The organism is Rhodococcus sp. WS3, from assembly GCF_003797085.1.
GTDB lineage: Bacteria > Actinomycetota > Actinomycetes > Mycobacteriales > Mycobacteriaceae > Rhodococcus_F > Rhodococcus_F globerula.
In genome coordinates, this window is the sequence record NZ_RKMA01000001.1 from 2,322,441 (window position 1) to 2,345,827 (window position 23,387).

The 23,387-nt window shown below is 59.1% G+C and carries 20 protein-coding genes; 6 read left to right on the forward strand and 14 right to left on the reverse strand.

All coding sequences use genetic code 11. The features are described 5' to 3' along the window. The first annotated feature begins 55 nt into the window (after positions 1–55). On the forward strand, positions 56–910 hold the full coding sequence (locus tag EEB13_RS10525; RefSeq protein ID WP_141485184.1) for an amidohydrolase family protein: 855 nt from the start codon (positions 56–58) through the stop codon (positions 908–910). Between the two features lie 13 nt (positions 911–923). After that, on the forward strand, positions 924–1,757 hold the full coding sequence (locus EEB13_RS10530) for a mycofactocin-coupled SDR family oxidoreductase (RefSeq protein WP_141485185.1): 834 nt from the start codon (positions 924–926) through the stop codon (positions 1,755–1,757). A 326-nt stretch (positions 1,758–2,083) separates the two neighbouring features. Here the strand turns inward: EEB13_RS10530 and EEB13_RS10535 are convergent, their stop codons facing one another. Then, the gene (locus EEB13_RS10535; RefSeq protein WP_095888022.1) at positions 2,084–3,037 is read right to left on the reverse strand and encodes an alpha/beta hydrolase; all 954 of its coding nucleotides are present in this window, start codon (positions 3,035–3,037) and stop codon (positions 2,084–2,086) included. A gap of 442 nt (positions 3,038–3,479) precedes the next feature. On the opposite strand from EEB13_RS10535, the gene EEB13_RS10540 reads away from it, so the two are divergent. After that, positions 3,480–4,253 carry an SDR family oxidoreductase gene (locus EEB13_RS10540; RefSeq protein ID WP_095887202.1) on the forward strand — a complete coding sequence of 258 codons (774 nt, stop codon included), beginning with the start codon at positions 3,480–3,482 and terminating at the stop codon, positions 4,251–4,253. 274 nt (positions 4,254–4,527) lie between these two features. Here EEB13_RS10540 and EEB13_RS10545 read toward each other — a convergent pair whose 3' ends face one another. The 6 genes from EEB13_RS10545 to EEB13_RS10570 all read right to left on the reverse strand — a co-directional run bounded on the left by EEB13_RS10545 (position 4,528) and on the right by EEB13_RS10570 (position 10,634). Then, on the reverse strand, positions 4,528–4,986 hold the full coding sequence (locus EEB13_RS10545; RefSeq protein ID WP_141485186.1) for a 6,7-dimethyl-8-ribityllumazine synthase: 459 nt from the start codon (positions 4,984–4,986) through the stop codon (positions 4,528–4,530). A gap of 125 nt (positions 4,987–5,111) precedes the next feature. Continuing rightward, the gene (locus EEB13_RS10550; RefSeq protein ID WP_261984492.1) at positions 5,112–5,645 is read right to left on the reverse strand and encodes a riboflavin kinase; all 534 of its coding nucleotides are present in this window, start codon (positions 5,643–5,645) and stop codon (positions 5,112–5,114) included. Positions 5,646–5,788: 143 nt separating this feature from the next. After that, positions 5,789–7,264, reverse strand: coding sequence for an MFS transporter (locus tag EEB13_RS10555; protein WP_141485188.1), 1,476 nt, complete (start codon positions 7,262–7,264; stop codon positions 5,789–5,791). 373 nt (positions 7,265–7,637) lie between these two features. Then, positions 7,638–8,024, reverse strand: coding sequence for a nuclear transport factor 2 family protein (locus tag EEB13_RS10560; RefSeq protein ID WP_095887206.1), 387 nt, complete (start codon positions 8,022–8,024; stop codon positions 7,638–7,640). A 200-nt stretch (positions 8,025–8,224) separates the two neighbouring features. Then, positions 8,225–9,487 (reverse strand): acyl-CoA dehydrogenase family protein, encoded by a 1,263-nt coding sequence (locus EEB13_RS10565; protein WP_095887207.1) that lies wholly within the window; start codon positions 9,485–9,487, stop codon positions 8,225–8,227. Positions 9,488–9,506: 19 nt separating this feature from the next. Further along, a complete protein-coding gene (locus tag EEB13_RS10570; protein ID WP_141485189.1) occupies positions 9,507–10,634 on the reverse strand; it encodes an acyl-CoA dehydrogenase family protein in 1,128 nt (375 codons plus the stop codon). A 359-nt stretch (positions 10,635–10,993) separates the two neighbouring features. On the opposite strand from EEB13_RS10570, the gene EEB13_RS10575 reads away from it, so the two are divergent. Next, complete coding sequence (locus tag EEB13_RS10575; RefSeq protein ID WP_141485190.1) at positions 10,994–11,893, forward strand: AAA family ATPase; 900 nt, start codon at positions 10,994–10,996, stop codon at positions 11,891–11,893. 14 nt (positions 11,894–11,907) lie between these two features. Here the strand turns inward: EEB13_RS10575 and EEB13_RS10580 are convergent, their stop codons facing one another. Beyond that, entirely contained in the window at positions 11,908–12,579 is a 672-nt protein-coding gene (locus EEB13_RS10580) for an alpha/beta fold hydrolase (protein WP_141485191.1), read from the reverse strand. A 41-nt stretch (positions 12,580–12,620) separates the two neighbouring features. Between EEB13_RS10580 and EEB13_RS10585 the strand changes: the two genes are divergently transcribed. Beyond that, entirely contained in the window at positions 12,621–13,982 is a 1,362-nt protein-coding gene (locus EEB13_RS10585) for a VWA domain-containing protein (protein ID WP_141485192.1), read from the forward strand. A gap of 83 nt (positions 13,983–14,065) precedes the next feature. Continuing rightward, a complete protein-coding gene (locus tag EEB13_RS10590; RefSeq protein WP_141485193.1) occupies positions 14,066–14,365 on the forward strand; it encodes a hypothetical protein in 300 nt (99 codons plus the stop codon). An 86-nt stretch (positions 14,366–14,451) separates the two neighbouring features. Here the strand turns inward: EEB13_RS10590 and EEB13_RS10595 are convergent, their stop codons facing one another. The 6 genes from EEB13_RS10595 to EEB13_RS10620 all read right to left on the reverse strand — a co-directional run bounded on the left by EEB13_RS10595 (position 14,452) and on the right by EEB13_RS10620 (position 23,380). Beyond that, positions 14,452–14,862 (reverse strand): Zn-ribbon domain-containing OB-fold protein, encoded by a 411-nt coding sequence (locus EEB13_RS10595; protein ID WP_141485194.1) that lies wholly within the window; start codon positions 14,860–14,862, stop codon positions 14,452–14,454. Positions 14,863–14,867: 5 nt separating this feature from the next. Continuing rightward, complete coding sequence (locus tag EEB13_RS10600) at positions 14,868–15,995, reverse strand: thiolase C-terminal domain-containing protein (protein ID WP_141485195.1); 1,128 nt, start codon at positions 15,993–15,995, stop codon at positions 14,868–14,870. A gap of 200 nt (positions 15,996–16,195) precedes the next feature. Continuing rightward, the gene (locus EEB13_RS10605) at positions 16,196–18,316 is read right to left on the reverse strand and encodes an acetate--CoA ligase family protein (protein WP_141485196.1); all 2,121 of its coding nucleotides are present in this window, start codon (positions 18,314–18,316) and stop codon (positions 16,196–16,198) included. 72 nt (positions 18,317–18,388) lie between these two features. Beyond that, a complete protein-coding gene (locus tag EEB13_RS10610; protein ID WP_261984493.1) occupies positions 18,389–19,885 on the reverse strand; it encodes an NAD-dependent succinate-semialdehyde dehydrogenase in 1,497 nt (498 codons plus the stop codon). Positions 19,886–20,299: 414 nt separating this feature from the next. Then, the gene (locus EEB13_RS10615) at positions 20,300–21,823 is read right to left on the reverse strand and encodes a carboxyl transferase domain-containing protein (RefSeq protein WP_141485197.1); all 1,524 of its coding nucleotides are present in this window, start codon (positions 21,821–21,823) and stop codon (positions 20,300–20,302) included. Between the two features lie 228 nt (positions 21,824–22,051). After that, on the reverse strand, positions 22,052–23,380 hold the full coding sequence (locus EEB13_RS10620) for an MFS transporter (RefSeq protein ID WP_095887218.1): 1,329 nt from the start codon (positions 23,378–23,380) through the stop codon (positions 22,052–22,054). Positions 23,381–23,387: the final 7 nt, after the last annotated feature.

A 23,387-nucleotide genomic window follows, 5' to 3' on the forward strand; every position in this document is an offset into this window, starting at 1 on the left:
CCACCGAGCGCTCACGTCGAGTGCCTACCCCCCTTCGTGAACAGGAACCCAGCAATTGACGTATGACGTAGTCGATGCGCATGTGCATCTATGGTCTGTCACCGACAACGCGTGGTACCCGGCGCTACAACGTATGGCTGGTCAGCTTGAACTACCCGAGTTGTACAGCGACTTTCTGCCTGCCAACTATCTCGATGCGGCCGGAGAGTTCAAGGTGGACGCTTTCGTGCACGTGTCCGCCACCACGGCAGCCCGCACATACCTCGATGAGCAATCGTGGGTCGAAGAACTCGCTGATCGCGCATCACTGAACATGGTGACGATCGGCACCATCGACCCCGCGCTGCCGGAGTCCGAGATCATTGCCGACCTCGAGCATCAGGCCCGCAGTGACCGATTCCGCGGAGTACGTGTGCTCTACGACTTCCACCCCGACAGCACTGCGGCACACACTGTGTTGCAGTGGCTCAACGACCGGAACTATGTATTCGACTTGGGTACGCAGCCTTCGGGCATGTCGGCGTGGCTGAAAACTCTCGAGAGGTACCCAGACGTGGTGGTGGTCTTGGAACACTGCGGTTGGCCTTCATCGACCACGAACGCTGATCGAGACCACTGGGAAGTGGCGATACGCGCCTGCGCTGAGCGGACCAACGCACTGTGCAAGATCTCCGGGCTAGGGATGGTGACCGCCGACATTTCAGCGTCGGCACTCCGACCATGGGTCGAAGGCACGATCGAGGTATTCGGTTGGGAACGAGTCGCTTTCGGATCGAACATGCCGATCGAAACAATCGCCGGTTCCTACGGCCAGCTCATCGAATCACTGCGCTCGATTATCGGCGAATCATCGGACCAGGAACTTCAGTCGTTCTACTCCGAGAATGCCCGCCGCTACTACAAAATTTGAGAATGGAGTGCACATGCCCCAATTCGAAGGGAAAGTTGCGCTCATCACCGGCGCGGCACGAGGACAAGGACGCGCTCATGCCCTTGCCCTTGCCGAAGGCGGCGCGACGATCATCGCGCTCGACTGCTGCTCGGACGTGGAGACGATCCCGTACCCACTCGCCCGAACGGAAGACTTGAACGAAACGAAATTTCTAGTCGAAGAAGCCGGATCTCGTTGCATCACAATCGAAGTTGATACCCGCGACAGCACCGGCATGCGAGCTGCTGTCAGCAGAAGTATCGCAGAATTCGGGCGGCTGGACATCTGCATCGCGAACGCGGGCGTTGTGAGTTTCGGGAAGATCACCGACCTGACCGACGCACAATGGTCCACTATGATCGACATCAACCTCACCGGAGTATTCAATACCCTTCGGGCCGCTGCACCCCCGATGATCGAGCAAGGTTTCGGCCGCATCATCACCGTCGCATCGATGGGAGGTAGAGCGGGCACACCAAATCTCGGGCACTACTCCGCCGCCAAGTGGGGAGTGATCGGGCTGACGAAAACCCTGGCACTCGAGACGGCGGGGAGCGGAATTACCGCGAACACCGTATGCCCGGGAACCGTCTCCACGGATATGGTTCACAACCAGGCGATGTACTCCCTGTTCGCACCTGACATCGACAACCCGACCAAAGAACAGGTGGCCAGTCGATACGCCGGCCTCAATCCCATGCGAGTGCCCTGGAGTGATACATCCGACGTTACCGCGGCAGTCTTGTACCTCGCCTCAGATCAGGCCCGGCACGTCTCCGGAACAACCCTCGAAATCAGCGCTGGTGTTTCTGCGCGTCTCCCGTGAGACAGCGGTGCGTCCGGCAAGGGAATTCGGGTGAGATGACCACCGTAGCGGACCACAATCGCTTCTTTGGTCGGATGGAAAATTGGTAGAAGCTCTCCCGGACTTAGCAGCGAACTCCCGACCGATGACACGAATCGAGTTAGCAACTATCAGGCACAATTGAATACCGAAAGAACAAGCCCCGGAGTACAATTCCGATCGACCACAGGATGCCATGCCCTCATCGACTCCACGCAGACTGCGCATTACTCTCGACCATACCCCATCTGGTACACAGGTTTTCGACCACTCATTTTGTGACAAAGAAGCCCACGGCGACGCCCGTCTCACAAGCTGCCGATAACTCTGCAACGATCAGCAAGCATTCGCCGGGACACCCCGATCTCGAAACTCATACGGTCATACCCGTGCAGGACTCCGGGGAGAACGTGCAGTTCGCAAGAGACTCCCGCCTTGTGCAGACTTTGCGCGTAGGCGATGCACTCATCCCTGAAGATGTCGAGTTCGCCCACCTCGATGTACGAGGCAGGAAGCCCCGAGAAATCCGCGAGACGAGCAGGCGCGGCAACCGGGGAAACCGCATCGCTTCCGAAAGCATCCCCCAACAAAGCTTTCCAGCAGGTCCAGTTGTTGTCATAAGTCCACGCGACCACGTCTTCCAACCCCGGATCCGGCTCGATAGTGCGGTCATCGAGCATCGGATAGATGAGGATCTGTTTCGCCAGTCGCACTCCTCGATCGCGCGCAAGGATCGCAGTTCCGGCGGCCACGCCCCCACCACCGCTGTCGCCCATCACAGCCACGCGAGTACCGTCTACCCCAAGGTCATCAGCATGCTCGAGAAGCCACTGAAGGGCGCTGAACCCATCTTCTGCCAAACCGGTTCCCGTTCGCTCCGGAGCTAGCCGGTAGCCCACGAGCAGCATAGGGACAGTCGATTCCTGTACGTAGTGCCTCGCGAGCCCGTCATAATAGTCGAGTTTGCCGCCGATCATCCCTCCGCCATGCAAGTACACGACCGCAGGACAACTAGTCGATCTGGCGGAATCGATGAAATACCAGCGTAATTCAAGCTCCTTGCCATCGGGAGTCGAGGCAAGATGCGAACTCACAAAGACGCTAGTCGACGGAGGTGAGAGTATCCCGGCCATTCCGAGGTCGAGCAACTCTCGAAGGCCGAGTGCATCGCCGCGCTCGGGGAGCGTCGGGATGCCGTTAGCCATCACTTCCTCGGTCATCGCTACGACTACCGCAGCGAGTTCCGGATCGATCATGTCCATCGATACCATCTTCTGTCCTGTTCAGGATTCGGCCGGTCTCCGAGAAACGTATGAGTGGAACTAACGAACAACTGTACGATTGTTTTCGTTAACGGACAACTGTAGGTTTGTCGTCGTGTCACCGAGAGTCAAGGAGGCGTCAGCGGGTAACACCGGGATACCTCCCCTACCAGTTATACGTGAAGAAGACCCGATTGACCCTCGGTTGACAGGATCACATCACGAATTATCCTCCGCATTCGAACAGCACCCCGAAGCGAGCCATGTGCCGCTACCACAGGGAAGTGCAGAGCCCCCTCGATCTGCTCTCATCAATGGCAAACATCTACCTGGGCCAGCACAAGAACGCCGAAACTCTGAACGCCCCGAAGGGCTTTCGCTTGCCCGCCCCAGACCCCCACACCCATCACCTATCACCAGTCCATCGAACGGAGCAAAACGCATGAGTAGCAGGACCTACGCGATCACCGGTGCAGCATCAGGAATCGGCAAGGCGACCGCCGATCTTCTCGTCGAGTCAGGCCACCGAATCATCGGGATCGATCTTCGTGACGCTGACATCAACATAGATTTGTCCGACCCCACGGACCGCAACGCACTCCCAGATTTGGTGGCTGAGCTAGCCCCAGACGGCCTTGACGCCATCCTTGCGATTGCCGGCGGCCCGCCGAATGTCAACTACTTCGGGGCAATCGCTACCCTGAACGGACTTCGCCCCCTCCTTGCAGGTTCATCCGCGCCGCGAGCCGTCGCCGTCACCTCGTTCGCGGCACTCAATGAGATCGACGACCGTCTTCTCGCGGCCTACCTCGAAGGAGACGAACGCAAAGCAGCAGCAGAAACCGAACGAATCACCGCGTCGGGAAGGACTGATCTGCTCTACCCTTCCTCGAAACGTGCTCTGTCTCAGTGGCTTCGACGCGAGTCCATCACACCCGATTGGGCAGGAAACGGCATTCCCCTCAACGGTGTGGCACCCGGCATCATTCGAACACCGATGACGTTCTCAATCCTCGAGAATGAGGACAGTCGTCAATCGCTTCTCGACATGGTTCCGATGCCCCTCAATGGTCCAGCAGACGCCCACGTCCCGGCAAAGCTGGTGGCTTGGCTTGCCAGCGAAGAGAACTCACATGTCACCGGGCAAGTTATCTTCCTCGACGGCGGAGCTGATGCCACTGTCCGCGGCGATGCCATCTTTGCTCGACAGCAGTAGACCTCAGTTCACGTTCTTCGATCTAGATGGCCCAGCACAATCCGCCCTTTGTGGAATCGCTCGAATAGACTGTGACGAAGCACTTTCCACGCGAGCCTGTAACCGTCCCCTTGTCTTTGCAGAACTCGCACCCATCACCTGAGATCAACCCCGATTGAACCCGAAACGGCGAATTCGAGAGGCTCTTACAACATCGACGATAGGTTTGCTTGGTTTCAGTACATCGCACTGACGCTCGACTGGGGCATCCCAGTCGAGCGTTTTCTGTGAACACCTACAAGCTGGGAAGAGACCGCAAGGACGTAAGGGTGGCGGTGCAGGCTTTGGCCGCCTCGGCCCCCTTCTTCTCGAAGTGCTCCGTAAAGTACGTGGTGTGGTCGTTGTGCTCATGAAAGTGGTGCGGAGTCAACACGATTGAAAAAACCGGCACACCGGTATCGAGTTGAACTCGCATCAGCCCGTCAATGACAGCAGTCGAAACGAATTCGTGCCGATAGATGCCGCCGTCCACTACCAAGGCCGCGGCCACGACCGCGTCGTATCGGCCACTACGAGCCAACCGCTGGGCGTGCAATGGAATCTCGAACGCTCCCGGCACCTCGAAGAACTCCACACGTTCCTTGCCGTATCCCAGCGTCGTCACCTCGTCAAGAAAGCCTTTACGTGCACGTTCGACAATGTTGTGGTGCCAGGTGGCCTGAATGAAGGCGATCCGACCCTTAGCGTTACTCATGATGACTCTCTCCTGTTTATGGCATGGCACTACGACGCGCCAGAATCACACAGCCGAACGGATTCGCCGAATCCTTCTCGGCTGCTACCTTTTCGACGTAGCGTTTCCCGATTCCCTACCTGCGGTCAAGCGTCCTGCGTGACGTAGTCAGCACCGACCAAAATCTTGCGTATCGTCTCGACATCGCGACCCATTTGCGCTATCAAGCCATCTATCGAGTCGAAAGACTTCACATCACGCACATGTGCAACAAAGGCGATCTCAACCGCGACGCCGTACAATTCGAGATCGGTGCGGTCCAGCACGTAACTTTCGATACGCCGATCGCGTACGCCTTCGAATGTCGGATTTGTGCCGACGCTGATCGCAGCAGGGTAGATGTCCCGAGTATCCGTCCGACGCAACCAGCCGGCGTAAACACCATCCGCGGGTACAGCTTGCTGATCGTCCACCGGTACGTTGGCGGTAGGGAAACCAAGCTGACGACCACGCTGGTCGCCGTAGATCACGACGCCGTGCACAGTGCCCGAGAAGACCAAATCCTTTGTTGTATTGAAGATGCCACCGCGGAGAGGGAGACCATGCGTGTCCGGCGTTGAGCATGACTCGGTAACTCGGTGGGCGAGAAGCTCCAGGGGTGTCGCAGATTCCGTTGCCATTTTCGATTCCTCCGGAAGGTGTGAGTGCTGGTGGGACTTCGTGCGTGGTTGCGCGGACAGTGTCGAGCGACCCGACGCCCTCGTAATCCTGGAAACTGGATTCAGAATTTCCTCATTACCGCTGTTGTGTAACAACATTCGAGCTATTCGGAGGTCAGGGCACTTGTCCCGACGCCGTCGCCGGTAGCGAAAGTGCGCTGCGTGGGTGCGCGGCGAGGTATCAGGAAGGCAAGGATCATCGAGATGATGATTCCAGTGATCGCAAGACCGATCGCAATGCCGTAGGCGCTGACTTGTGGAAACTGTGTGCCAGGAACGACCGCGCTCGACAACACGACTGCGAACGCCGAGATGCCCACGCTCTTGCAAATGGCTCCAACGACGACGACGACACCCATCCCTTCACCCATGTTCTCCTGTGGAAGGAATTCTGCGAGCAAGTTGGGAATCGCCGACAGGATGAAGGTGACACCGACACCGCCGAGAATCAACAGCGCGATCATCACTGGCAAGTCTTCTCGTAGGAAATAAAAGCCTGGCAGTGTTACCAACTGGATCACAATTCCGATACCGATGGGCGTCCGCGCCCCCGATATCCGGGCGAGCCAGCCGGACAGTGGAGTGAATAGGAAACCTACGATGGAAAGCACAAGCGCTATTTGGCCGAACTGAGACGGTGTGAGCCCAAGACCCACCGGCGCAGAGGTGGGCCCCTGAAACAGAATCGGTTGCAGCAATTGCATTCCACCCAGCGCTCCGAATGTGACGAACGCGAAGATGCCGAGAGTCAGCGCGTACTGCGACTTGGCAAGTAGACGAAGGTTCAGCAGCGGGTTCTCGACGCGCAATTCCCACAGGACCCAGATGATTCCGATGACGACGCCGAGTCCGATACCGCCGAGCACAGTCACGTTCCCCCACCCTTTGGTCTGCGAAGACGTTGCGCCGTAAAGAATTAGGGCAAGAGCAGGAACAAAGAGGGCACCGCCGACGAAGTCGATCCGTTCTCCGCTTACTCGGGTAACGGGTGAACGTTCTATACCGACAGCGCACATCAGGGCAGCGAAAGCGGCTAGTGCCGCCGCCACGATGAAGATCGCTTGCCAACCGACGTGCTCGATCAGTAGACCAGAGACATAAAAGCCAGCCGCGCCGGCCAAAGTCTGAACGCCGGCAACAACTGAAAGAGTCACCGGCACACGCCTCGGGAGGACAGCCTCACGCGCTATCCCGAGGACGAGCGGAAGCACCGCACCAGAAACTCCTTGAAGTGTGCGACCGACAACCACTGCCGCGAAGGTTCCTACGGCGACGCTCACGACCGAGCCGACAATGGACAGCAGCAGGACGATAATCAGAACCTTCTTACGACCGAAGAGGTCGCCAAGCCTGCCCCCGATCGCGGCGGAAGCTCCGACCATCAAATAGAATCCGGTAAACGCCCATCCGATATCAGCTGTCGTGACGTTGAAGTCAGCGATCAATTTCGGCACTACTGCGATAAGCATGCCTGCCTCGAACGCGCCGGTCGACTCTGCGGCAACCATCGCCATGAGAACAAGCAAGTACGGCTTTCTACGGGACTCAGACGAAGTAGTCGGCACCGGTGATCCATCCATTTTCTGCTTATCCTTTTCCTGTCGAGCCACGAAAAGTCTCGAGATCTGCAGGGGGACAGTATTGAAGAGGGCCCCTTACAGCGCTGATTTGGCGGCTACGGAACGATCTCGAGTTCATCCGGTGGCGACCGGATATCTCGGTATTGATGATTCGAAGTGCCCACTCAGTACCAGAGATATGGATTCGAGGCCGTCGGGGAACACATCGGCGTTGATGTGATCGGGTTTGCCGTCCTGGAAGTGCATCCACGGCAAATTCTACGGGAATTTCTGCGCTGCAAGGCTATTCGATCGTACGGCATTGCCAGTCCATCTTCTACGGAAATCCGGTTCAGGGCCGGGACGCCATGCGCCGAGCCCTGAACCGAACAGATCATCCGAAGTCGTGGTAGTCCACGACCACACCGTCACGGAAAGTCAGAAATGTGGCCAAATCGAGGCTGATTTTTTCGCCCGCAGCAGCCATGCCGGGAACGTCCACTGTCGGGGTGACTGTCCAGGTGTGACGAACGACGACCCGGTCGGGACCGAGGACGTCCAGTGATTGGCGGTCTACGAAGGTCTTGCCCGGCATCATCTGCCCGGACGCCTCAAACATCGCCATGATCGCCGGTCGTCCCGCCAACGTCCCCCCTCGATTGTGGTGGGTCAGCTCAGCATCCTCACCGAACACTGCTTCGAGGCGGCCAAGATCTCCGCTGTTGTAGGCATCGATGAACTTCTCAGCGTCCGCTGTCGGGTCGATGGTTTGATTGCTCATGTTCACTCCTCATGGGTCAAAAATTGGCCGACTGTGTCCGGCTGAACAGAGTCGCTCTGGGAAACTTGCCCAATATCGATGAGAAATTGGCAGATCCACTGGGGGCTAACGTTTTACAAGAGTTCGCCGACAAGGTTAGTACCGGCGATGGTCGTGCCGTTCGGTCTGGGAAGCCCGAAATGCCCGTGATGTCTGCACCCTCAGCGACCGCGACGGACATCCTTGTACGGGAGATCCCGGTCGGCCGAGTACTCACGCGGCATCCCGAGTACTCGCTCCGCGATGATATTGCGGGCGATCTCGGTGGTGCCGCCACCCATACAGGCTGCCTGTCGCGTGATGAACGTTTCGCCGATCGCGCGGTCACCGATTGTGCCCACCGGGGAAACGATCCCGTGCGAGCCACCGATCTCGAATGCGATCTCGGTTTCGCGAAGGTGCCCCATACCGTGGAACAAACGAATGATCGAAGCGGACGACGCCGGCAGGTTCTCGGTTCGCATGCCCGCGACAACGCGCTCGACCAGATGCTGCTGCACCTTGGCCATCGCATGCGCCTCTGCGATCAGCTCCCGCACGTGACGGTCCTCCGCGCGACCCGTTCGGCGAGCGATATCGATCATTCCTTCGGTTGGCGGACGCCGCTTCGGCCCTACCTGCTCTCCGCTTACGTACTGCGAGCCACCGCCCACGGAGTTGCGCTCATGGAACATCTGACGCGATGCCACGGCCCAACCGCCGTTGATTTCGCCAACCACGTTCTCGACAGGAATCTCGACATTTTCGAAGAATTCCTGACAGAACTCCTCATTTCCGTTCACCTGCCTGATGCGACGGATCTCGATGCCAGGCTGGTGCACCTTGAGGAGGAACATCGTCAAGCCTCGATGCTTAGGGGCATCCCAGTCCGTACGAGTCAGGCAGAGTGCGTAATCCGCGGCATAGGCCCACGAACTCCAGATCTTCGAACCATTGAGAATAAAGACGTCACCGTCACGAGTAGCGCGTGTGGCCACCCCGGCGAGGTCAGATCCACAACTGGGCTCGGAGAGAAACTGCACCAGCGCTACCTCTCCACGGATCATCGCCGGCAAGTGCTTTTTCTTCTGCTCTTCAGTACCCATATCGAGGATGGTCGGGCCACAAATGCTCAACGTCGGCGAGTTGAGCAACCGCGGCATCTCGTAGCCGACGACCTCTTCGTTGAAGGCATTCTGGTGCTCCGGAGTGAGCCCCTGGCCACCGTATTCCTTCGGATAGCACAAACCCGCAAAACCACCGCTGTACAACAACTTCTGCAGCTCGCGCGCACGTTCCCACGCGGCTTCGTCGTAGTCTTCGCTCTCCTGCTCGTCGCCGGTAACCGGCTTTGCCAGAGGTAGGTTGGCGACGATCCATGTCCTGGCTCGCGATCGGAAGGACTCCACATCCTCGATAGCGTCAATCTCAGTCGGTGATCCCATTAGAAATTCTCCCCTTGTGTCAAACGCCGATGATCGTGGCAAGACGCTCACGATGCTCGGATGGTGTGCCCCAGCTGACGCGATTCACCGTCGCGCGACGCAGGTATAGATGGATGTCGTGTTCCCAGGTAATTCCAATCCCGCCATGCAGCTGGACGCAGTCCTGAATGATGTCGGTTGCCACCTGCCCGATGTAGGACTTCGCGATGCTCACCAGTTCGGCAGCCTCAGGTGATCGGTTTTCTACCGCTCGCGCCGCGGCCGCAGTAGTACCGTGCGAAGCCTCGAGCCACATCTTCATATCGGCGACACGATGCTTGAGCGCCTGATACGAGGCGAGCGGACGACCGAACGAATACCGGTCGAACATCCACTGAAGAGTATCTTCGAGCACGCGATCGATGACGCCAACCAGTTCAGCGCACTGAAGCACAACCGCGATTTGCAGTTGTCTTTCGATTGCCTGATCGGTCTCATCACCCGAAAAGACCAGCGCCGAGGTGGGAATCCGCACGCCATCGAAGCTGACCTGCGAGTACCGGCGAACCAGATCGATACCCGTCAGAGGGGTGATCGTCAATCCTGGCAGGTCGGCAGGCACGAGATACTGGGCAAGTCCGTCGTCGCGACGCGCAGTCACGAGCATGTACTCCGATTGCTCGGCAGACTCGACCCGATCTTTGACACCGGTCAACACGACTTCGTCGCCGTCCGAAACGGCTACCAGCTGAGTACCAGCGGGATCCCAGCCTCGGTCGATCTCGCACATGGCATACGTAGCGACCACCTCCCCCGACATCAACTGTTCGATTATCTTCTCGTGTGCCGATACGTTGCCTGATTCCGACAGTGCGGCAGCCACGACGTTTGCCACAACGAGTGGCCCGGGCGATACAAGGCGGCCCATCTCCTCCGCGACGATCGCCATGTCGAGCAGACCAGCGCCCGAAATGCTGTCGCCTCCGGACTTCTCACTCACCAACATCGACATCCAGCCGAGATCGGCACCCCGCTGCCACCAGTCACGGTCGAAGCCTTTGTCGTTTTCGGCCAGCTCACGAACCTTCTCCAGCGATGATTCCTTTTCCAGGAAATCCTTTGTCGTCCCGCGGAACAGTTGCTGATCCGGGGTTAGTTCGAACTCCACCGAGTCTCCTCCTAAATGCCTACCCGTCCGGGCTTCGCCGGTACGGCCATCGAGCGCCTGTCACTTGCCGCCGCGAAAGCCCCTGAAAAACTGTTGCGACAGAGATCTCTTCGTCTCCGCTGTGGGGCCTAGGCCAGTAGCGCATTCGCATTGTCGGGGGTTTATCGAGCGCGGCGTGTGGAAGTGACACCTATTCGAGCACTCTCGACACGATGCATCGAATGTTCGAATATCATCAATATATGGAGGGTGCCCACTGCCGTCAAGACCCAAAAACTGCCACTTGACCAGAGTTCGGGAGCCACATAGTTTGATACTTCCTGAATTATTGGACAAAGCTGCGGACTGAAAGGTGAGTAATGAAGGCACCCGAGGTTGATACCGACAACGTGTTCGACAGCGCCGAAGAGGTGAGCGATGCACTGCGCACTGTCGGGTACCTCGCCGATCCTCGGATTGCACAAGCCGTTCATCTCAGCTACCGGCTGCAAAAACCGGTTCTCGTCGAAGGTCCAGCCGGAACCGGAAAGACAGAACTAGCCAAATCTACTGCCCTGGCAACTAATTCACGACTGATTCGACTCCAGTGCTATGAAGGACTTGACGAGTCCAAGGCCCTCTACGAGTGGGACTATCGCAAACAGCTACTGCACCTCCAATCCCACGGGCAGAAGGAATCGGAGTCGATCCCGACCGAATCCGAGCGAAACCTGTTCGACGAACGATTCCTACTGACGCGCCCACTACTCGAAGCCATCAGGAGCACCGATTCAGTCGTCTTACTTATCGACGAGGTCGATCGAATCGACGTCCAGACAGAGGCGCTTCTACTCGAGCTGCTATCCGATTACCAGGTATCGATACCCGAACTGGGTACGGTCACTGCAACACGCATCCCCGCGGTGTTTCTGACGTCCAACAACAGTCGCGATCTGTCAGACGCCCTCAAACGACGCTGTCTGTACTTGAACATCGACTACCCGAGTGCTGAGCGAGAAAGAGATATCATCGCCGCTCGAGTCCCCGGGATCTCGCTGCAGCTCGCTGACGCCGTTTCCGAGGTGATCCGTTCCTTGCGCGCAATGAACCTCTCGAAGAAACCATCAATTTCCGAGACGCTCGATTGGGCCCGCACTTTGACGATACTCAACGTCGATCTGGTCAACGTGGATATCCTTATCGACACTCTGCCTGTGCTGCTGAAGAATCAGGCTGACATCGTACTGGCGGCCAAAGAACTCGCCGAGACACCTCGATGAACCGCCAGCACAGCTCACTCTACAAGAAAACGCACCACCGCCTCGATCGCGTGAAAATTCGTCGGTGTGGCGAAATGATCGGTTCTGGGCAGCGTCACCAGGGTTGCGGCCGGCAGAGCACCAACCAGACCTACAGCAGTCTGCGCAAAGTCGTTCTCGCCCAGCACAACAAGCGTCGGCAATCTGATCTCGGCCAACTCTTCGGCACTCAGCGGCGGACGTTCCGCGCGCAGGAAGCGCGCCACTGCGAAGCGGTCATTGCCCACGCCCGCAGCAAGTCGGCGAATAGTCCGAGCTGTCCCCGACGAAGGCTCGTCGTCTGCCTCGAGGCCATCTACGATGTCCCCGAGCTGCGCGCCGTTGTCGCCTTCATTCGGATCCCCAACGCCCAGAACAGCGATTCTCCGGAACGCGGCAGGACACCGCGCAGCAGCCCTCAGCAGCGCATGTCCACCAGCCGAGAAGCCCACCGCGTCAACCTGTTTACCACTGGATGGACAGCCTCGCAGTACAGTATCCGCCGGATCTTCCGATGCCGGTACAGAGCCAACTCCGTGCCCGGGAAGCGTGACACCAATGACGTTGCGGCCCTCCCCTTCCAAGATGTCGACCCATCCAGTGGCCCGCCAGTTGTGGTCGAAGGACGATCCGACACCGTGGACCATCAAAACCGGTTCATGAGGCATAGAATCAGCATATCCGAAACCTATACGGTAGTGAGCATCTCATGATTACGGCAGTCGAAGGGCTGGTCTGGGAGTTGCGCAACATTGGCCTACCTGTTTCTGTGTCCGAACACATCGACGCGGTGCGCGTACTACGCCACATCGATTTAGGGAACCCGACAGCAGTAAAGTTCTCGCTCGCAAGTGTTCTCGTCAAGAGCAACGCACACGAGTCCGCATTCTCGACGGTCTTTGATATATATTTCGGCGTGCGCGACGCGAAACTCTCCAACGAATCGGCTACAAGGAGTAGGCCGTTCGAGGACGTCGTGGAAGCGGACCTCCGACAAATTCTGCTAGACGCACTCGAGCATGAGGCACAGCCGTCGTTGCTACTGAGGTTGATTGCTGCAGAGATGATCAGTCGGCATGCGGGCATCCAGCCCGGACGTGCAGTTGCCGGCACGTACTACGTGTTCCGAACCCTTCGGGCGGTCGACCCGAATCGCCTGCTGGCCGAGTTGATCGCGCGCGACTGCGCAAACATCGATAATCGGTTGCTGAATCGGCTACGCCGCGACACGTTCCAACAGAGAGTGACAACCTTCGAGCAGGAGATCGGGGCGGAGATTCGCCGCTTCCTCGTAGCCGACCGCGGTGCCGACGCCATCGCCAAGACTCTGCGCCGGCCACTGCCTGAGGACGTCGAGTTCCTCACCGCATCAAGCAAGCTCATCGAAGAGCTACAACCGGTGATCACTCCGATGAGTAGAAAACTCACCGATCGGCTAGCGCGCCACGGTCGCCGCAGCGGCGCGCTGGACATCCGGCGAACCGTCCGGCGGTCGATGTCGGTTGGCGGGACACCGATCGAACCCGTATTTCGCCGCCCCCGACTCGCCAAGCCCGAGTTGTACGTGCTCGCTGATATTTCCGGCTCAGTCGCTACGTTCGCGGCCTTCGCACTTCAACTGACCTACACCCTCCGCTCCGAGTTCAGCCGGGTGCGAAGCTTCGTCTTCATGGACGGACTCGATGAAGTAACCTCGATCCTCGCGGAGTCGGAGACGATCTCGCGTGCGACCCAGCGAATAAACGAAGAAGGACTGGGCATTTGGCTCAACGGTCACAGTGACTACGGCAACGCACTCGACACGTTCTGGCAACGGTTCGGGGATCAGATCAATTCGCGCTCTATCGTGCTGATACTGGGCGACGCGCGGACTAACTATCACGCTGCCCGTACGGGCATCGTCGGTGACATACGTCGCCGCGCGGCCGATGTATTCTGGCTCAACCCGGAATCAAAGACCATGTGGGACACCGGTGATTCAATCATCGGCCAATACCGTGAGCATTGCAGTGGAGTCTTCGAGTGCCGAAACCTCAGACAACTAGGCGCCTTTGTCGAACAGCTCGCTTGAATTTCTTACTACACATCAATTCCGGCCAATTTGCAGCTCGGCACCCGATGACAACACCGGGCGCCATTACAAAGGAGTTCGACATGATCATTCGTATCTCAGACCTAGAGGTCACAGTTCAGGAGAGCGACGACCTCAACCGCATGCACGTAGAATCCGACTCCGACCACACCGCTGTCGACACCGCACTGCGCAACTCCGGGCTTGGTCACATGGGCGAAGAGAACAACGTGGTTCTCGATGCCGAAGCACTACGATCACGCTGCACCGACTCGACGCCGGATTGGGAACGACGTTGGGCTGCAATGATGGACTACGCAACCAAGAAGGGGTGGACTCGCGACGACGGCCAAGGCATCGTCGCGCACATAGAGTCTCCGTAACGTTCCCCAGCCCTATCCGAAACGACTTGCCATGTTCTCTTCCTCCCATGTGAGGGGAAGAGAACATGGCAAGGGCAAGAACCGAATCAGGCGGGTTCGAACGCCAGCAGCGTCCAATCATCGGTAGCGTGGACGTAGCGCACCCGGACCGGGGCGCCGATCTTGACTTCCTCTGGGTCGACACCGAGCAATCCGCCCACCATGCGGAATCCTTCAGCCATCTCGACGTGAACGATCACATATGGCACATCGGCTTGAAACGCTTCGGTGGGCCCACGACGGATCACCGAGTACGTATAGATGGTGCCTACGCCAGCTACCGGCGCCCAAACCGCCGCGACAGACTGGCATGACGGGCAGAGCTCTTTGGGCACGTAGCGGTAGGTACCGCACGCCTCACACCGTTGCACCGCAACCTTGTTCGATCTGAGTGACTGCCAGAACGGTGTCTGCCAGTCCGGGATATCGTCGGGTAGGAACTTGTCATAAGTGTTCATCGCCGCTACGACCTTCCTAAGATTGCGGAGAAATTATTCTGCATTGCGCCGCCGACTCCGCTGAGATACGCCAGCTCGGCACTCTGCACCTGGCGCCCTCCCGCGTCGCCGCGGAGCTGTTCGACGAGCTCGATCAAGGTAAACAGACTGCAGGATCCCGCATGGCTGAACGACAGGAAGCCACCCGCGGTGTTGGTGGGCAATGAGCCGTCCAAGCGCAGTGCTCCAGATTCCGCGAAGGTGCCGCCCTCACCGACAGCGCAAAACCCTGCCGACTCCAGGCCGAACACAACGTTGATCGTGAAGTGATCGGCAATCCCGGCAACATCGATATCGGTACGCGCAACGCCTGCCATATTGAATGCCGTGTCGGCAGCCAACTTCGCCGCGGGAAAGGTGGCCAAATCCGGACTGGCATTGGGATCGATGTGACTGTGACCTTCTCCGTAGCCCATCAACTGCACTGGACGATGCTTCAAGTCGCGAGCACGGTCCAGACTCGTCACCACGATCGCACCACCACCCTGGTTGATCGCACAGCAATCCAGTAGGTGTAGCGGATCCGCGATCATCCGCGAGCTGAGGACGTCATCGACTGTGAGTTCACCTCGCGACCCGTATACGGAAAGCGGATGCAAGACAGCGCCTTGGCGCTGTGCGACAGCGATCTCTGCGAGTTGCTCAGGCGTCGTGCCGAATTCATACATATGCCGCATCGCCAATACCGAATAATCGGATACGCGCGTCGTTCCGTAAACATACTCGTACGGGCCGCTTAGCTTCGCCATCGTCTTGACTGCTTCGTCACGGTTCACACTTGCAAAGCCGGGAGCCTTCCCGGCCGCCGCCGTCGCGATCACCACTACATCCGCCAAACCAGCTGACACGGCGTAGACAGCCAGGTGCACGTTGGCGGCGGCGGATGCCGCGCCAATTGCTGCGGTTGCATGAAACCGCAACGGTTTTCCGAGCGTGTCGTATCCGAGCGAAGCGCCGGGAAGTGCGGCACGGATGCCGGTACCCTGCGGGGCCTCCCCCACCAGACCATCAATATCGCCTACCTCGAGGCCTGCGTCCGCGCAGGCTCCCGCTACCGCTTCCCACCACACTTCCGACTGGACTCGGTCGGACAAGTCACCTTGTTCTGTGAGGTGAATGCCAGCTATCACCGCTGGCCGATTCCGCTGAATCACTTGTTGTTTCCTCTCATGACAAATCAAAGGTCGGCCGCGTACCTACTCGCCAGGTGCCAGCGCTAGGTCTGCTGAAGTAATGGGCACGCGGCCGCGAGTTTTGTATCCGTGAGCAGATGGAACCCGGTTTCCGGAAGCGATTATTGTGGCCGCTGCAACAGGCATAGCCCGTCGACGGCGACGGGGCCATCGGCCGTGATGATCAGTGGATTGATATCGAGTGAGTCGATCGATTCGCGACCTCGTGCGGCCAGATCGCCTGCAGCGCAGAGAATTTCTGCCAGACGTTCGCGGTCCCAGGCCGGCGCACCGCGGAATCCGTCCATTATTCCGGTGTCGTCGACTTCACCAACCAGCTCGAGAGCAACCCTGCGATCGAAGGGCGCCAGGCGCCCTCCGACCTTCTTCATGATCTCCACGAACACTCCGCCGAGACCGAATACGGTCAACGGTCCAAGCTCCGACGCCCCTTGCAGTCCGATGAAGATCTCGCCGTGACCGGAGACCATTTCCTGCACCGCAACGGTTGTCGGCAGATCGTCGCGGCGCGCGATCTCCCGCAACTCGGTCGTCACAGCCTGCAGATCCTTCTCTGCCACGTTCACCCGCACCGCATTGTGTTCTGTGCGGTGCGCAACATCAGCCAACTTCACGACGTAGGGGCCAGCAAAGGGAACAGGTTCGACGGCGCCATCGAAAACGGCCCAGCGCGCAACCGGGATGCCGGCGTCGGTAAGCAGTCGCATGGTGGCACCGAAGGACAGCATGCGCCCTTCCGCGACCTCCAGGACTTCTTCATCGCTTATCCGCAGGACAGGTAAGTCGGCTGGCGAGACTGTGCGTGGGCCTTGGTTGCGGGATCGTACGAATCTACCCATGGTTTGTAGCCCACGGAGGCATCCCAACAGCCCGTTTCCGACCCCGACACCGTCTCTCCGCAGGTCCCCCAACCACTGGCCCCCGATTCCGGCAAGAGGAGCCAATAGGAACGGCTTACCCTGCCAACGCTGTGCGCGCTCGGCGAATTCCTCGGCCGGCTGCCGACCGTACGTGTCCCAGCCTGCGTGCTGACTTGTGTAGAGCAGCGCGTCGACTTCCGGATCGGCGGCATATCGATCGACAATGGACTCCCACAACCCTGGAACCGAACCGACGAACCCGGTAGCGTCCAGCGGATTCGCCAACGGCTTTCCGGGAATGTTCTCGTCGATGAAGGGCTGAAGCTGCTCGAGCGCCGGGATATCGATGCCTGTATCTTCTGCCAAATCACTTGCGAGTTGGGCAAACCCGCCGGTGGCCGTAAGTACAGCCAGACCACGGACCTCAGTCCAACGCTGCGGGGTCAGTTGTTCGAGAAACTGGACCCGATCCACGAGCTCGTCGATCTCGTGGGCAAGCTCGATTCCAGCCTGGCGTAGGCCCACTTCGTAGACCCAGGCGTCACCGACAAGACTGCCGGTGTGCGATGCTGCCATCCGTTGGCCTCGTGCCGATCTGCCCATCTTGATCGCAACGATCGGTTTACCCGCTTCTTGTGCGCGAGCGGCTGCGGCGAAAAATGCATCTGGTCGGCGGATCTTTTCCAACGCAAGGGCGATGACCGTAGTTTGCTCGTCGTCGACCAAGAAATCCAGGTAGTCAGCCAAATCCGTGACGGCCTCATTGCCTGCCGAGATGAGGAGATTCAGGCCGGCGCCGCCCGGGCGGCATGCCGATGCTGCGATCGCCTCGATCATGGCGCCGCTGTGTGTAACAGCGGAAAGTCCACCCGGCCGGCGCCCGAACTCTTCGAGCACGGTCAAGTCGACTTGGTCCGGTACATTGATCATGCCAATTCCGTTGGGGCCCACCAGATGCATCCCGGCATCGTTCGCGATGGTCGTTATTTGCTGTTGAAGCTTGGCACCGGTATCACCTGCCTCAGCGAACCCTCCGGCAACAAGTACCAATCCTCCAGCGCCGATTGTTGCGGCCTGCTCGACGATGCCTACCGTGTGAGCCGCCGCGACTGCGCTGAAGACTGCGTCGACAGGGCGCCCGAGGTCCGCAACCGAAGGGACGCACGGCTGCCCGAACAGTGTGTCGTGTTTTGGATGCACGAAAAGGACTTCTGCCGCGCCCTGCATCGTCCGGCGCACGCTGTGGGCGAACGTCGAGGTCTCGGAGACCCCGACGAAGGCAACGGAGCGCGGCTTCAGGACCCTGTGAAGTGTCTTGTCCGCCCCTGTAGTCGCCGTAAGGTAATTATCGGTCTGCGTCACCGCTGTGCCTTTCTAATCTGCTACGAATCGCCTAATTACATTCTGTTGCATCTAATTTCGACAAACGTGCGGTTACACGCTTATTCCCAGAAGTCGCGTCTCCAGGTACTCGAGAAGTCCCTCTTGCGCGCCTTCGCGACCGAGTCCGCTGTCGCCGACCCCTCCGAAGGGAGCTGCCGCCGAAGTGGGATTGATGTCGTTGACTCCGACCATGCCGAACTTCAGACGCTCTGCCGTCCGCATCGCCCGACTGATGTCACGGGAATAGATGTACGACGCGAGTCCGTAGCTGGTGTCGTTAGCCATCGCGATCACGTCGTCGTCGTCGTCGAAGGCGATCACCGGAGCAATCGGCCCGAAGGTTTCCTCGCGGTAGATCAGCATGTCGGGTGTCACCCCGGACAGCACCGTCGGCGCGTAGAAATTGCCCGCGGCCAACTCGCCCTCTGTCAAACGGTGGCCGCCGAGTCGCAACTTCGCGCCATGGTTCACCGCGTCCGACACGTGCCGTTCCATCCGCTCCACCGCAGCCTCGTTGATGAGGGGGCCGACCGAAACACCTTCTTGGAGACCGTGACCGACACTCATCCGGCCAAGCCTGGACGTCAGCACTTCGCAGAACTCGTCGACGATGGACGAATGTACGAAGTACCGGTTGGGAACGATGCAGGCTTGGCCGGTATTGAGCATCTTGATTGCCGCTGCACCCTTTGCTGCATGCACCGGATCGGCATCGCTGAACACGATGAACGGTGCATGCCCGCCAAGCTCGAGCGAAATGCGCTTCAACGAACGACCGGCACCCTCGGCCAATTTCCGGCCGACCGCCGTCGAACCCGTGAATGTCACCTTCGCAACTTTCTCGTTGTTCGTGAACTCCTCGCCGACCATCCGAGGGTCGGATGTCGTCACAAGATTCATCACGCCCGGGGGAACACCGGCTTCTTCGAGGATCCGAAATACCTCCACCGCGCAGAGCGGCGTAGCCTCGGCCGGCTTGAGTACGACGGTGCATCCCGCCGCAAGAGCGGGCGCGACTTTGCGCGTGATCATGGAGATCGGATAGTTCCACGGCGTTACCGCGCCGACCACACCTACGGGCTGGTGCTGCACCACGAAACGCTGATCAGGTCGCGCCGACGGGATCGTTCGACCGTAAATTCGCTTGGCTTCCTCGGCGAACCAGATGAGAAAGTCTGCGGCATACTGGACTTCGGTCCTCGCCGCACGAAGCGGTTTGCCCTGCTCCGTTGTCATCAGCGTCGCCAATTCGTCCGCGCGCTCCAACATCAGCTGGTGCGCACGATAGAGAATGGCGGAGCGTTCGTAAGCTGTCCGCGCGCTCCACGAGTCCAGGGCATCATGAGCCGCGTCGATCGCTGAGCGAACCTCCTCGACACCCGCGTCGCCGACATTTGCGATCGACCGTCCACTAGAGGGGTCGGTCACCGTGAAAGTTCGCTCTGTCCGAGCGGGACTCCAATTTCCGTTGATGAAGATCGACGTGACTACAGGTACTTCGGTCGCCATGGGAGTTACTGCGGATTCGACGGCATGTACTTCGGTCAAAGTGGACCCCTAGGAGAGCTGATGGATGGATTTTCGTGGTCGTGAAAGATCAACTCGCGCACTGCGGGCGCCAACTGCTGCTTCAATTTGGCTGGGCCGCAAAGTGAGCGTCAGCCACGGTGAACCGATGCAGTTGTGCGTCCTCGCAGCGGCCGTTGGTAACGCGAAACTCTGAGCGTTACGGATACGTCGAGGTGCAGAACCAGCGAAATTAATTTGATGATTTTATAATAATCGAAGACAGTGCGGTTCTGTCAAGGTTAGGAACGGGAATTCCCTGCCAATAGATTCATGATCGTCGAATTAATTTCGCCTTGACGGCGGCGCCGTACTGTCCACGCCGCTCGATTCCTCCAGGTGGCGCCAGTCAGATCAGATCGAATATTCCGGCGCCCCAGAGCCTTCAGATGAGGGTCAGGTGAGTGTTGCGTTCTCGCTCAGGATTCCCACGGTGTCGAATCGTTCCATCCTGCGTTGACATCTCAACCCGTCTTCCATGGCGGTCAATCGGCGGAGTTCTGCCGCGATCGCGGCGCCCATCCGCACGCTGAAGAAATCCGGCTCGGTAGCCGCATCCGGATACTCCGGCACGATCACATCGACCAAACCGACCGCGCGAAGGTTTGTGGAGTCGATACGTTGGCGCGCTGCCATCTCCGGTGCGTGGGAAATGTCGTGGAACAGAATCGCACTCGCCCCCTCCGGAGGTAGAGGAGACAACCAACCATGTTGTGCGGCAATGACAGCATCGGCCGGAAGTAGCGCCACAGCAGCACCGCCGGTACCTTGTCCGAGTAATACCGATACGGTCGGGACATCCAAGGCAATCAGGTCGGAGATACAACGGGCGATTTCGCCGGCGAGGCCGCCCTCTTCGGCGGCCTTGCTCAGCGCTGCACCCGAAGTGTCGATCACCGACACCAAGGGTAGCTGGAGTTCCTTGGCGAGTTTCATACCCCGGCGTGCCTCACGTAAGGCAGCCGGACCCAACGGATTCGACACTGTTTGACCGCGGCGATCCTGGCCCAGAAGCACGCACGAAACGTCACCGAAGCGAACTAGGGCAAGCAACAGTGCCGGATCATTCTCGCCTTGGCCGGTGCCGTTGAGCGCCAATGACTCCGTTGCGGCATGCTCGAGTAGTTCTCGCACACCGGGACGCTTGGTCGATCGCGACGCAATCACCGACGCCCATGCGTCACCATCCTCATCCGAAACGGGCGCACGTAGGTCGTCTCCGCCTGCAGGTTCAAGCCGAGGAGGTCTCGGCAACGAGATGATCGACAAGGCGCGGGCGATGAGCTGACTCAACTCTTGCGGTGGCACAACGGCATCGACCAGTCCATGCCGGAACAAGTTTTCGGCCACCTGCACATCCGCCGGAAAGGACTCACCGTAGAGGGATTCGTACACGCGGGGTCCGAGGAATCCGAGTAGCGCTCCAGGTTCGGCGAACGTGATATGCCCGAGCGATGCCCAAGAGGCGAAGACACCACCTGTAGTGGGGTGACGCAGGTACACCAGATAAGGCAGATGTGCGGCCTTATGTTGGTTGACAGCGGCGGTAATCCGAATCATCTGAAGGAAAGCACTGGTGCCCTCTTGCATTCGAGTGCCACCCGAGGCCGGCAGTGCGACTAGTGGAAGTCGCGCGGCGGTCGCGCGGCGGATTGCCGCGACGATCCGCTCCCCCGTCGCGACACCGATCGAGCCGCCCATGAATCCGAACTCACCGAATACGAGAGCGACGCGCCTGCCATGCACGGTAGCCTGACCAGTCGTGACGGCCTCGTCCATTCCCGTTGTAGCACGGGCACGGCCCAATTCGGCTGAATACTCGTCATCGGCGACAGCGTCACGCGGAGATTCGTCCCAGCACCGCCACGATCCCTGATCGATGACCAGATCCCTCATCTCTGCGGCGCTCCGGCGCGTCATCGACCGACCTCGATTTGCCACTGCTTCGCACTGATCGTGGTGGGATCGCCAGCAGCAGAAGGGCATTGCCAGATGACGGGCAGGGTACTGGTCGTATGCGTCTCGCACATCGGTGTACTCCAATCGTTTGTGGTCCGGTTCGGTTAGTTGTTCACGTCGTTGAGCAACGTGTTCGAGCGAAGAGTTGTGCGCCTTCGGTCACGGCCTCAGTGGTTCACTCATTGCCCACTACGCGTTGGCATCCGAGGGATCCGACTCTCGAGGTTCGGCGAGTACGTTCCGCGCCGGCGCGTCCGCTGTTCGTTTGATGTTGCGCCTGGTCGACAGCACGATGATCACGATGGCCGATATCAGGGCACAACCGCCGAGTATGGACAGACTTGACGAAGGCTGGGCGGAGACGCCCCCGGAAGTGACCAAGATCGGTCCGACAATGAGACCTAGGTTGCCGCAGAAGTTGACGAATCCCGTGGCGCCGCCGGACAAACTTCGCGAGAAGTTGTCGATGACCCAAGCCCACCAGGGACCGAGCCCGGCATAAAGCCCAGCAACTGCGATGTAGAGAAGAAGTAACTCGACACCGAATGCCCCGTGGACGTATCCCCCCGCGAGCAGAGCTGCGCCGCCTATCAGCAGTGGGACTGCAGCGTTCCATCCCCGACTCCACGGAGACTTGTCCGACAGAAGAGAATTGAGCAGCATCACAAGAACGGCAACTACGAAAGGCACGATGGAGACAAGGCTGACCGTTGCGACGCTGATTTCAAATGCCTGCGCGACCAAGCTCGGTAGCCACAAAGCCATGCCGTAGAAGGCGGACTGCCACAGGAGGAAGGTGCCGCCGAGTATCCACGCCATCGGACGCCGCAAAACTCCCCGAGCGAACGATCCTGGCGTCGATTCGGAGCGCCTACCCGCCAGAATGTAGTTGCGCTCCCCTTCGGTGAGTCGCCGATCGGTGTCGGGTGAGTCAGCTCCGAAAACCGCGAACAGTGCTGCCATCACGAATGCAGCCAGTCCCAGGCTGATGAACACCCAGTGCCAGGTCAGTGCCTGGGTCAGCCATCCACTGGACAGGCTCGCTATGACTGCGGCCAGCGGGATCGAGATCACGGTGAACGTGGCTGCCCGTCCGCGCTCCCATGTCGGATACCAGTTCGCAACGATCACGGCAAATGTCGACCACAAGGCTCCTGCCGCAAGGCCCATGGCGAAACGAATCGCTATGAGCGCACCGTAATTCGGGATAGTGGCGCAGAGAACGGCGCATAACCCCCAGATCGCCAGGGTCGCAAGCATTACGCGTTTCGGTCCGAATCTCGCTGCCAGGACGCCACCCGGGATTTGGGTGATGATGTATCCCCAGAAGAACGCGCTGAGCAGAACCCCGGTTGCTGTCGCGGCGAGCTGCAAGTCCGTAGAGATAAGCGGTGTAGCAATCGGAAAACTGGTCTGGTCCACGAACGTGATGAGGTAAATCACGAACAGCATCAAGCCAATTCGGTACCAGCGCGCACGCCCGACCCGGATCTGCGCCGGAGTTGCAGTAACAGCCATAGGAGGT

Excerpts from the sequence above, each read along its gene's own strand:
- EEB13_RS10585 (WP_141485192.1), top strand. The coding sequence starts at position 12,621 with ATGATTACGGCAGTCGAAGGGCTGGTCTGGGAGTTGCGCAACATTGGC.
- EEB13_RS10540 (WP_095887202.1), top strand. The coding sequence starts at position 3,480 with ATGAGTAGCAGGACCTACGCGATCACCGGTGCAGCATCAGGAATCGGC.
- EEB13_RS10620 (WP_095887218.1), bottom strand. The coding sequence starts at position 23,380 with ATGGCTGTTACTGCAACTCCGGCGCAGATCCGGGTCGGGCGTGCGCGC.
- EEB13_RS10550 (WP_261984492.1), bottom strand. The coding sequence starts at position 5,645 with ATGGCAACGGAATCTGCGACACCCCTGGAGCTTCTCGCCCACCGAGTT.
- EEB13_RS10580 (WP_141485191.1), bottom strand. The coding sequence starts at position 12,579 with ATGCCTCATGAACCGGTTTTGATGGTCCACGGTGTCGGATCGTCCTTC.
- EEB13_RS10615 (WP_141485197.1), bottom strand. The coding sequence starts at position 21,823 with ATGACGCGCCGGAGCGCCGCAGAGATGAGGGATCTGGTCATCGATCAG.
- EEB13_RS10560 (WP_095887206.1), bottom strand. The coding sequence starts at position 8,024 with ATGAGCAATCAAACCATCGACCCGACAGCGGACGCTGAGAAGTTCATC.
- EEB13_RS10555 (WP_141485188.1), bottom strand. The coding sequence starts at position 7,264 with ATGGATGGATCACCGGTGCCGACTACTTCGTCTGAGTCCCGTAGAAAG.
- EEB13_RS10590 (WP_141485193.1), top strand. The coding sequence starts at position 14,066 with ATGATCATTCGTATCTCAGACCTAGAGGTCACAGTTCAGGAGAGCGAC.
- EEB13_RS10545 (WP_141485186.1), bottom strand. The coding sequence starts at position 4,986 with ATGAGTAACGCTAAGGGTCGGATCGCCTTCATTCAGGCCACCTGGCAC.
- EEB13_RS10595 (WP_141485194.1), bottom strand. The coding sequence starts at position 14,862 with ATGAACACTTATGACAAGTTCCTACCCGACGATATCCCGGACTGGCAG.
- EEB13_RS10575 (WP_141485190.1), top strand. The coding sequence starts at position 10,994 with ATGAAGGCACCCGAGGTTGATACCGACAACGTGTTCGACAGCGCCGAA.
- EEB13_RS10565 (WP_095887207.1), bottom strand. The coding sequence starts at position 9,487 with ATGGGATCACCGACTGAGATTGACGCTATCGAGGATGTGGAGTCCTTC.
- EEB13_RS10535 (WP_095888022.1), bottom strand. The coding sequence starts at position 3,037 with ATGGACATGATCGATCCGGAACTCGCTGCGGTAGTCGTAGCGATGACC.
- EEB13_RS10530 (WP_141485185.1), top strand. The coding sequence starts at position 924 with ATGCCCCAATTCGAAGGGAAAGTTGCGCTCATCACCGGCGCGGCACGA.